Origin of the sequence: Plesiomonas sp. (assembly GCF_051650925.1) — a bacterium.
Lineage (GTDB): Bacteria > Pseudomonadota > Gammaproteobacteria > Enterobacterales > CAMTGL01 > Plesiomonas.
In genome coordinates this window covers 1-7,818 of sequence record NZ_JBOFRH010000568.1, presented here as the reverse complement: position 1 = coordinate 7,818, position 7,818 = coordinate 1, and the positions used below count along the sequence as shown (strand labels likewise).

Here is a 7,818-nt window from a genome sequence, read left to right as displayed (position 1 = left end):
AAGCTGTCGCGAAAGACCTGTGTGAAAAAGACCTGCACACCGCGTTCGGCCAGCAGTTTCATGTTGGTACCGTTAGCATGCAGCGCGCTGATGTCAGAAACCGGAATACCGTAAATGCGCTCCATCACTAACAAGCTTTCGCGGCAATAATCAGTATAGATCTCGGGAACATACAGCATCGGGCTGCCGGTAAAATTGCGCCGCAGCTGGATGGCATTGGCCGCTTCACGCATTAGGTTTAGTTCATCAAGCAGCGTTTTTTCATACTCGCGAACTACTTCAACCGGCCGCAAACGCCGACCATCAGGCAATAAACGTGGTAGTGTGCGGGCCAAGCGGTACATCAGCCTGACATCGGCTTTGATAATCGGCAGGATATCAGGGCGAATAACTTTCAGTACTACCTCTTGCCCGTTCGATTTCAAGCGCGCGGTATGCACCTGTGCGATAGAGGCTGAAGCCAGTGCTATCGGGTTAAACTCATCAAACAGTGTCTCTAGTGGTACGCCAAGCGCGGCATCAATCTGCTGACGGGCCAGTTGCCCATCAAAAGAGGCTACCTGATCTTGCAACAAAGCCAACTGATCGGCGATATGCGGCGGGAAAAGATCGCGGCGGGTTGAAAGCATCTGGCCAAACTTGATCCAAACAGGCCCTAAGCTTTGCAGTGCAAGGCGCAGACGCATACCGAGCGGTTTTTCCGGATGCTGATTTTTGATCCAAAAAATACCTTTGCGCGCGATGCGCAGCGGCAATGTCAGGCGCATATCAGGCAGCAGTTCATCTAAGCCATAGCTTAAAAATACCTGTGTAATGCGGTATAAACGGCGAAAATCACTCGGCATCATGGCTGTTTTTCCAAGCGGGCTAACCGCTGTTCAATGCCGGCAAGTTGCACGGCTAAAGCATCAACCTGATCAGCAAAATAGGCCACTTCCAGCCCGCCGGGCGCAAGCCGCCACTCTTCGGTCAGCACTTGTGCAACATAGTGTTCGTTGCGCTGGTGCTGCTGTTGTACAGCCTGTAACGTGCCACGTAACACACGGCTAACGCCATGTGCCACAATATCACCGGTATAGGGCGCAAGCAGGGTAGCAGGGTCAAGGTCAAGCTGCTCAAACAGGGTTTGTACCGGTTGCAACAGTTGGATATCCCCCTGCACATCGAGCGCCTGTTCACGGATTAAACGGGTGATCTGGCGACGATCACGCAGTGCCGAGAGGGTCAAGAGATCGGTATGAATACGGCAATCGGCTTCACCTTCCCACGCGGCCAAAATATCAACCCGATCAGAGAATACCAGTACCAAAGGCGCGCTAAATTCACGCAATTGCAGCACCAGTACACGCCCTTTTAGCCGTAATAAGGCACTTTTAGCATCAGTATTTTGGCTGATCAGGGCATTAAGCGCCGTTTCTAACACACCAGTTACCAGCGGGAGTAAGGGCATAGTCATCCTTTACGTCACATACATCACAACAAGAGTTTATTCAGCCCATTACCGTAACAGTAACGAACTAAAATTTATAACCGCGATGCAAAGCCACAATACCACCGGTTAAGTTGTAGTAGCTCACTTGGTCAAAGCCGGCTTGTTCCATCATCTCTTTGAGCACATCTTGTGCCGGATGCATGCGGATAGATTCAGCCAAATAACGATAACTTTCGCTGTCATTAGCCACCATTTCACCCACTTTCGGCAAAATATGGAATGAGTAGGTATCGTACACTTTGCCCAGCAGTTCAATGGTCGGTTTTGAGAACTCAAGCACCAGCAAACGGCCGCCCGGTTTTAATACCCGAAACATCGAGCGTAATGCCTGCTCTTTTTCAGTGACATTACGTAAACCAAAACCAATGGTAATACAGTCAAAATAGTTATCAGGGAAGGGAAGAGCTTCGGCATTGGCCTGTACATAACTGACATTGCCCACCACACCCAGATCGCGCAGCTTGGCACGCCCGACTTTCAGCATGGAGTCATTAATATCAGCCAGTACCACTTCGCCGGTTTCGCCGACAAGACGGGAAAATTTGGCAGTCAAATCACCGGTACCACCGGCTAAATCCAGTACGCGCTGCCCGCGGCGTACGCCACTGCAATCTATCGTAAAACGCTTCCACAAACGGTGGATACCGAACGACATCAGATCGTTCATCAGATCGTATTTTGCCGCCACGGAGTGAAAAACATCAGCGACCATTCCGGCCTTCTCTTCCTTGGCGACTGTACGGAAACCAAAATGGGTTGTTTCCTGCGGCTGCTCTGCCATGTCTATTGCCTTTGCCTAAATGTATTTACGCCAGTTTACCCCAAGCGCAGTTCAGCCTCCATATATGAAGATTAATCACGGTTAATTAAGCACCTTGTCACTGTACTGCGTAGCGATATGGGATACTGCTCGAGACATTTTTAATAAATGTACACGCGAATGAATACCGCTCCCCCAGTTTTAATACAAGGGTTTTCAAAAAAGCGTTTCAATACACGCCATTTTCAATCTAAATAATTTTAACCCAGATTGCCGACAATAAATTAACGTGTAACGTTAATTACACGCCAAAATTACTCACCGAGTAAATCTTGCGGGTCTATCCCTTCTGCGGCCATCGCACGTAAAATTTGCTCTTTACGCTCTTCACGTTTTTCACTGATCACCACTTGTAATTGATGAACCAGATCACGCAACTCTTTAATTTCGACATGACGCGCAGCAGAGCGAATACGCTCAGGGCTTTGTGTACATAGCTCTTTCAATACTCGACCAAACATCACTTTCTCTGGAGAGTCTTCCAGCTGATTCATGATTTTGGCCATTTCAAATGTAGTAAACGATGACATAGCGCTTCTTCTATACAATAAGGTGTAGGAATGGAAAATCGCACAATCTACGAAATAGATTGCAGGATTTATTACAGTTTGCGTGGTTGTCTAAATAAACAGTACACAGAGTATACCCTGTGCATATAATTTTACGCATTCTGACGAAAAAAAGCCCGCTTGAATAGCGGGCAAAGCCTCATTGTGCTCAGTTTTTTATTTATTTTATTCAGTAATTATTTCAGTAACGCATTTTCTGCAAATTTTTAGACTCAATAACCAGATTGGTAAGGCAATCACAATCACACTCAATGCCACCGCTAAACGGGCATCCAACCCTATTTGCTGGATAATAAATGCGATCAGCGCCGCACCACCCATCTGAATACAGCCTAATAACGCAGAAGCCGTACCCGCACGCTCGGCAAACGGCATCAATGCCAACGCAGAAGCAGGGCCCAGCATCAGCGCAAAGCCAGTACACAGCAGTGCCATCGGCAACATATAAGCGGGTGCTGATAATGGCAGAACCTGTGCAGAGAACAGCATCACAAAACCGGCGCTGACAAAAACCGTTAGACCCAGCAATACCGCACGGCGCTCACCCAGTTTTAGCACCACTTTTGGCGCTAAAAAGAACGCCACAATATTGATTAAAGCGTTGCCGCTAAACCAAGCACTAAATTGCAGCTCACTTAACTGTAACTGGCCCACCAGCACCATTGAAGCGTAAGTGACATAACTGAGAATACCGGTCATTCCCGCCATACAGATAGCCGCATAGTGCAAAAACGTACGTGACTGCAAAATCGGCTGATAACGCGCCCAATGGTATAAACGGCCACTGTGTACCGTATTCTGCGGGCGGGTTTCCGGCATAAAACGCCATGCCACCGCCCCCACCAGCACCGCAAACAGCAGCATAAAGGCAAAGCAGGCGCGCCAGCCAAACTGAATCGTCAACACCCCGCCTAGCGCCGGTGCTAATGCGGGAATAATGCACAGCGCACCGTTTAGATAAGAGTACATTTTGGCGCTTTCACGCGCATTAAAGCAGTCGCGCACGGCAGCAAACGCCACAATAGAGGTCGAACATGCCCCAATTCCCTGACCTATCCGCGAAAGTTGCAGCAGCCAGTAGTGATCAGACAACGTACCGAGCAACGCGGCGACTGCATATACACTGATACCGGCCAGCAGTACCGGGCGACGACCAAAACGATCGGTCAGCGGGCCAATAATAATCTGCCCAACGCCCAAACTGAGTAAAAATAGCCCCAGCGTTGACTGCACTTGCGCCGTACTCATCTGTAAATCTTGCTGCATCAGCGGCATCGCCGGCAGATAAATATCAATCGCCAGCGGGCTAAACATCACCAGCAGCACCAACAAACCAATTAAGTTACGTGGATTCATATTGCACCTTGTGTTTTTTGCGCTACCCTACCCGAGTGCTGATATGAAGTGAAATGGCTTTTTTTCCGATATCATTTTCCTTAATGGAATATCTATGAATCTTGATCGCCTGTCTCGTCTGGATCTTAACTTGCTGGTTTGCCTGCATGTGCTGCTCGAAGAGTCCAGCGTTTCGCGCGCAGCCCAGCGCCTGCACTTGTCACAATCGGCGGTGAGTAAAGCACTCGCTCGCCTACGCGAACAACTTGATGACCCGCTGTTTTTCCGCACCGCGCACGGCTTAACCCCCACTTATCATGCTGAACAACTGGCTCCGGCACTGGGCAATATCCTGCATGAGCTGCACCTATTAACCCGCCCGCCGCAATTTGATCCCGCCAGCAGTGAGCGCCACTTCAATATCGTGATGCTCGAAAGCGCCTATCAAACACTGCTACCGCGCTTCATTAACAGCCTGCTGCAAAGCGCACCGCGCCTGCAACTGCACACCCATTTGTGGAGTGCACTCTCACTACAAGGGCTGGCCGAAGGGCAGTTTGATCTGGCATTCACCATTCGCGAACTGTATCCGAGCACTGATCAGCAACTCAACCAACTGCCGGCTGGTCTCTGCTTTGAAACACTGTTGACCGATGAGCACGTTTGTCTGCTGCGCGCGCAGCATCCGGTGCTACAACAACCGTGGGATCTGACACAATATCTGGCCATGCAACATGTGCAGGCCCGCTGTGAAGGGCGAGAGTGGTGGTCACTTGATTATCTGCTGGCCAGCCGCGGCTTGCAGCGCAACATGCCCATCAGCGTTCCCGATTTTTTTGGCGCAGTCGCCATCTGTTGTCATACTGATCTGATTTTTACCGTGCCGCGCTGTTTTGCCGACCACGTTACCGCACACTATCCGCTGACCACCTTGCCACTGCCGCTACAGCCACCGACCGTCGCCTACCAAATGCTCTGGCATGAACGGCATGAACAAGATCCCGCACACCGCTGGCTGCGAACTTTTCTGTCAAACCGGCTAACCTTACCGGCCACCGCTGTCACGGCATAGCCACAAAAACCAATACTTATTAAGGGATGCAAAAGCAAAAGCAAAAGCAAAAGCAAAAGCAAAAGCAAAAGCAAAAGCAAAAGCAAAAAGAAGCCTATATAAGCGATATAAGCGATATAAGCGATATAAGCAGGATGAAAACCTATCTTGCTGAATATGAGGTTAAATACCTCTTTAAATTAGGGGGGAGCACAACCGCACATCCCCCCAGAAGCAACACCACAGGCCGCAACCGTAACCTATCAGAGTAAATGCTCGCCGTCTTTCCATACTGGCTGATAACCGCGCGCTAAAATAGCCGCGGCCACCTCTGCGGTCGTGCGATTATCATCAATACTAAACTGCTCTAAACGTGCATCTTGCTCAGCATAGCCACCCGGTTGGGTTGATGACTCGGCACTCATCGCCGTGATCCCAAGCGGAAACACCTGATCACGAAAGCGTGCCGACTCACGGGTCGACAGACTCAACTCAACCTGATCATTAAACAAACGATAGGCACAAATAAGCTGCACCAGCTCACGCTCACTCATACCCGACTGTTGAGCCCCTTTGCCAGCACAAGGGCGCAGGCGTGGAAAAGAGATCGAGTAACGGCTACGCCAATACACCTGCTCTAGCAAGGTTAAATGCTGCGCCACAAAAAAGGCATCAGTACGCCAGTCAGACAAGCCAAACAGCGCACCAAGGCCTATTTTATTGATCCCTGCCCGACCGAGCCGGTCAGGTGTCTCCAAACGCCAGTGAAAGTCTTTTTTCTTCCCTCGCAGATGGTGCTGGGCATAGCTGACCGGATGATAGGTCTCCTGATACACCAGCACGGCATCCAACCCGTGTTCGGCCAGCTCACGGTACTGAGCCTCATCCAGCGGCTGTACCTCCATCGATAAATGGGCAAAGTGAGGACGCAATAGATCCAGAGCCTGCACAAAATAGGGCATCCCCACCTTGGTCTCTGCCTCTCCGGAAACCAGCAGCAAATGCTGATAACCGCGGCTGCGGATAGCCTGCCCCTCACGCGCAATTTGTGCCGGATTAAGTGCCATTCGGCGGATCGGTAAATTCATCGAAAACCCGCAATAACTGCACTCATTAGCACACAAATTCGAGAGATAAAGGGGAATGTACAATTGCACCGCGCGCCCAAATCGTTGCACTGTTTTTTGCTGCGCTCGCTGCGCCATCTGCTCAAGATAGGGCGCAGCAGCCGGTGATATCAGTGCTTGAAAATCATCTAAATCAAGCTGAGATCGCGTCAGCGCACGTTCAACATCAGCAGCCGTTTTGCTGTAAAGACGCAGACGAATATCATCCCAACTCAAAGCTCTTAGCCTATCGGCCACTGGGGTTAATGATGTAAAAGGCTCTCTCATAGCAAAAATCCGGTCAGCGGGCTGCTGGCCTGCGCCTGCTGTGATGCCCCCGCAAGACCGGCCAGATACCCCAACCTTCCGGCCTGTACCGCCAGCGCAAACGCACGCGCCATCGCCACGGGATCACGCGCTGCCGCAATCGCGGTATTGACCAGCACCGCATCGGCACCTAGCTCCATCGCCTGCGCAGCATGGGCCGGAGAGCCGATACCAGCATCGACCACCACCGGCACACGCGCCTGCTCGATGATAATCTGCAAAAACTCCGCTGTTTTTAGCCCCTGATTACTGCCAATCGGCGCACCCAGTGGCATCACTGCCGCACACCCCACCTCCTCCAAACGCTTGCACAGCACCGGATCGGCATGGCAATAGGGCAACACGGTAAAACCCTCAGCAACCAGCACTTCGGCCGCTTTGAGTGTTTCAATCGGATCGGGCAATAAATACTTAGGGTCAGGATGGATCTCTAATTTCAGCCAGTGTGTTCCCAGCGCCTCTCGCGCCAAATGAGCGGCCAAAATAGCCTCGCGCGCATCCCGCGCGCCTGAGGTATTGGGCAGCCAGTGCAATGCAGGGAGTGTATGCAGCGCGCGTAAAATCGGCTCATCGGGCTGCTGTAAATCCACCCGTTTTAACGCCATTGTCACCAGCTCTGATCCCGATGCAGCCAGTGCTTGCTGCATCACCGTCGCCGAGGCAAACTTGCCGCTGCCGGTCAGTAGCCGTGATGTAAACAGCCGATCGGCAATACGCAGCGGATCATTCGCTTTATCCTTCTGATATTCCATTCTCTCAACCTCCGGCAATGGCTTGAAACAGCATGACATCATCGCCATCATGCAATGGCGTGCTGCCCCAACAGCTGCGTGGCACAATCTGACCGTTCAATGCTAATGCACACCCTTGCGGATTGACGGCACACTGCTGCAACAGTGCACTGATACTCAGCCCAGCGGCCACCTGCATGGGCTGCTCATTGACGCGAACAAATATTGGTGTGATCGACAACACCGGTTCAACCGCTACCTCACCGTGCATTTCCCTATCCTGATAGATGCTCATATTGCTGTTGCTCCACACACCACACAGGCCGGATCTGCGGCAGGATAAAGCGCCTGCCACTGCCCCTGCCAAGCGTTAATTTTCACCAATTG

Annotated in this window: 10 protein-coding genes; 2 read left to right on the top strand and 8 right to left on the bottom strand. The window is 51.2% G+C overall.

What is annotated here, in order from left to right:
* The 5 genes from ACRC27_RS13495 to ACRC27_RS13475 all read right to left on the bottom strand — a co-directional run.
* A partial coding sequence (locus ACRC27_RS13495; protein ID WP_438640116.1) for an AarF/UbiB family protein occupies window positions 1–848 on the bottom strand: 848 nt, incomplete at its 3' end.
* Window positions 845–1,450 (bottom strand): ubiquinone biosynthesis accessory factor UbiJ, encoded by a 606-nt coding sequence (locus tag ACRC27_RS13490; protein WP_438623215.1) that lies wholly within the window; start codon window positions 1,448–1,450, stop codon window positions 845–847. The genes ACRC27_RS13490 and ACRC27_RS13495, both read right to left, overlap by 4 nt.
* A 67-nt stretch (window positions 1,451–1,517) precedes the next feature.
* Window positions 1,518–2,273: a bifunctional demethylmenaquinone methyltransferase/2-methoxy-6-polyprenyl-1,4-benzoquinol methylase UbiE gene (gene ubiE / locus ACRC27_RS13485; RefSeq protein WP_438623216.1), complete on the bottom strand. Its 756-nt coding sequence runs from the start codon at window positions 2,271–2,273 to the stop codon at window positions 1,518–1,520.
* A 293-nt stretch (window positions 2,274–2,566) separates the two neighbouring features.
* Window positions 2,567–2,842: an H-NS-like global regulator TsrA gene (gene tsrA, locus ACRC27_RS13480; RefSeq protein ID WP_438623217.1), complete on the bottom strand. Its 276-nt coding sequence runs from the start codon at window positions 2,840–2,842 to the stop codon at window positions 2,567–2,569.
* A gap of 204 nt (window positions 2,843–3,046) precedes the next feature.
* Entirely contained in the window at window positions 3,047–4,237 is a 1,191-nt protein-coding gene (locus ACRC27_RS13475) for a multidrug effflux MFS transporter (RefSeq protein ID WP_438623218.1), read from the bottom strand.
* Between the two features lie 94 nt (window positions 4,238–4,331).
* Here ACRC27_RS13475 and ACRC27_RS13470 point away from each other — a divergent pair, with 94 nt between their 5' ends.
* Together ACRC27_RS13470 and ACRC27_RS13465 are read left to right on the top strand one after the other, a co-directional pair.
* Window positions 4,332–5,288 carry a LysR family transcriptional regulator gene (locus ACRC27_RS13470; RefSeq protein WP_438623219.1) on the top strand — a complete coding sequence of 319 codons (957 nt, stop codon included), beginning with the start codon at window positions 4,332–4,334 and terminating at the stop codon, window positions 5,286–5,288.
* A 26-nt stretch (window positions 5,289–5,314) separates the two neighbouring features.
* On the top strand, window positions 5,315–5,539 hold the full coding sequence (locus tag ACRC27_RS13465) for a hypothetical protein (RefSeq protein ID WP_438640115.1): 225 nt from the start codon (window positions 5,315–5,317) through the stop codon (window positions 5,537–5,539).
* Here ACRC27_RS13465 and thiH read toward each other — a convergent pair.
* From thiH to thiS, 3 genes are read right to left on the bottom strand one after another with little or no spacing between them, the layout of a single operon-like run.
* Window positions 5,531–6,661: a 2-iminoacetate synthase ThiH gene (gene thiH / locus ACRC27_RS13460; protein WP_438640114.1), complete on the bottom strand. Its 1,131-nt coding sequence runs from the start codon at window positions 6,659–6,661 to the stop codon at window positions 5,531–5,533. The genes ACRC27_RS13465 and thiH overlap by 9 nt on opposite strands.
* Complete coding sequence (locus tag ACRC27_RS13455; protein ID WP_438631790.1) at window positions 6,658–7,452, bottom strand: thiazole synthase; 795 nt, start codon at window positions 7,450–7,452, stop codon at window positions 6,658–6,660. The genes thiH and ACRC27_RS13455 overlap by 4 nt, the downstream gene beginning before the upstream one ends.
* 4 nt (window positions 7,453–7,456) lie before the next feature.
* A complete protein-coding gene (thiS, locus tag ACRC27_RS13450) occupies window positions 7,457–7,726 on the bottom strand; it encodes a sulfur carrier protein ThiS (protein ID WP_438631788.1) in 270 nt (89 codons plus the stop codon).
* Between the last annotated feature and the right edge of the window lie 92 nt (window positions 7,727–7,818).

Bases quoted from the DNA above. Each gene is read 5' to 3' on its own strand.
- ACRC27_RS13490 (WP_438623215.1), bottom strand. From the start codon at position 1,450: ATGCCCTTACTCCCGCTGGTAACTGGTGTGTTAGAAACGGCGCTTAAT.
- ubiE (WP_438623216.1), bottom strand. From the start codon at position 2,273: ATGGCAGAGCAGCCGCAGGAAACAACCCATTTTGGTTTCCGTACAGTC.
- tsrA (WP_438623217.1), bottom strand. From the start codon at position 2,842: ATGTCATCGTTTACTACATTTGAAATGGCCAAAATCATGAATCAGCTG.
- ACRC27_RS13475 (WP_438623218.1), bottom strand. From the start codon at position 4,237: ATGAATCCACGTAACTTAATTGGTTTGTTGGTGCTGCTGGTGATGTTT.
- ACRC27_RS13470 (WP_438623219.1), top strand. From the start codon at position 4,332: ATGAATCTTGATCGCCTGTCTCGTCTGGATCTTAACTTGCTGGTTTGC.
- ACRC27_RS13465 (WP_438640115.1), top strand. From the start codon at position 5,315: ATGCAAAAGCAAAAGCAAAAGCAAAAGCAAAAGCAAAAGCAAAAGCAA.
- thiH (WP_438640114.1), bottom strand. From the start codon at position 6,661: ATGAGAGAGCCTTTTACATCATTAACCCCAGTGGCCGATAGGCTAAGA.
- ACRC27_RS13455 (WP_438631790.1), bottom strand. From the start codon at position 7,452: ATGGAATATCAGAAGGATAAAGCGAATGATCCGCTGCGTATTGCCGAT.
- thiS (WP_438631788.1), bottom strand. From the start codon at position 7,726: ATGAGCATCTATCAGGATAGGGAAATGCACGGTGAGGTAGCGGTTGAA.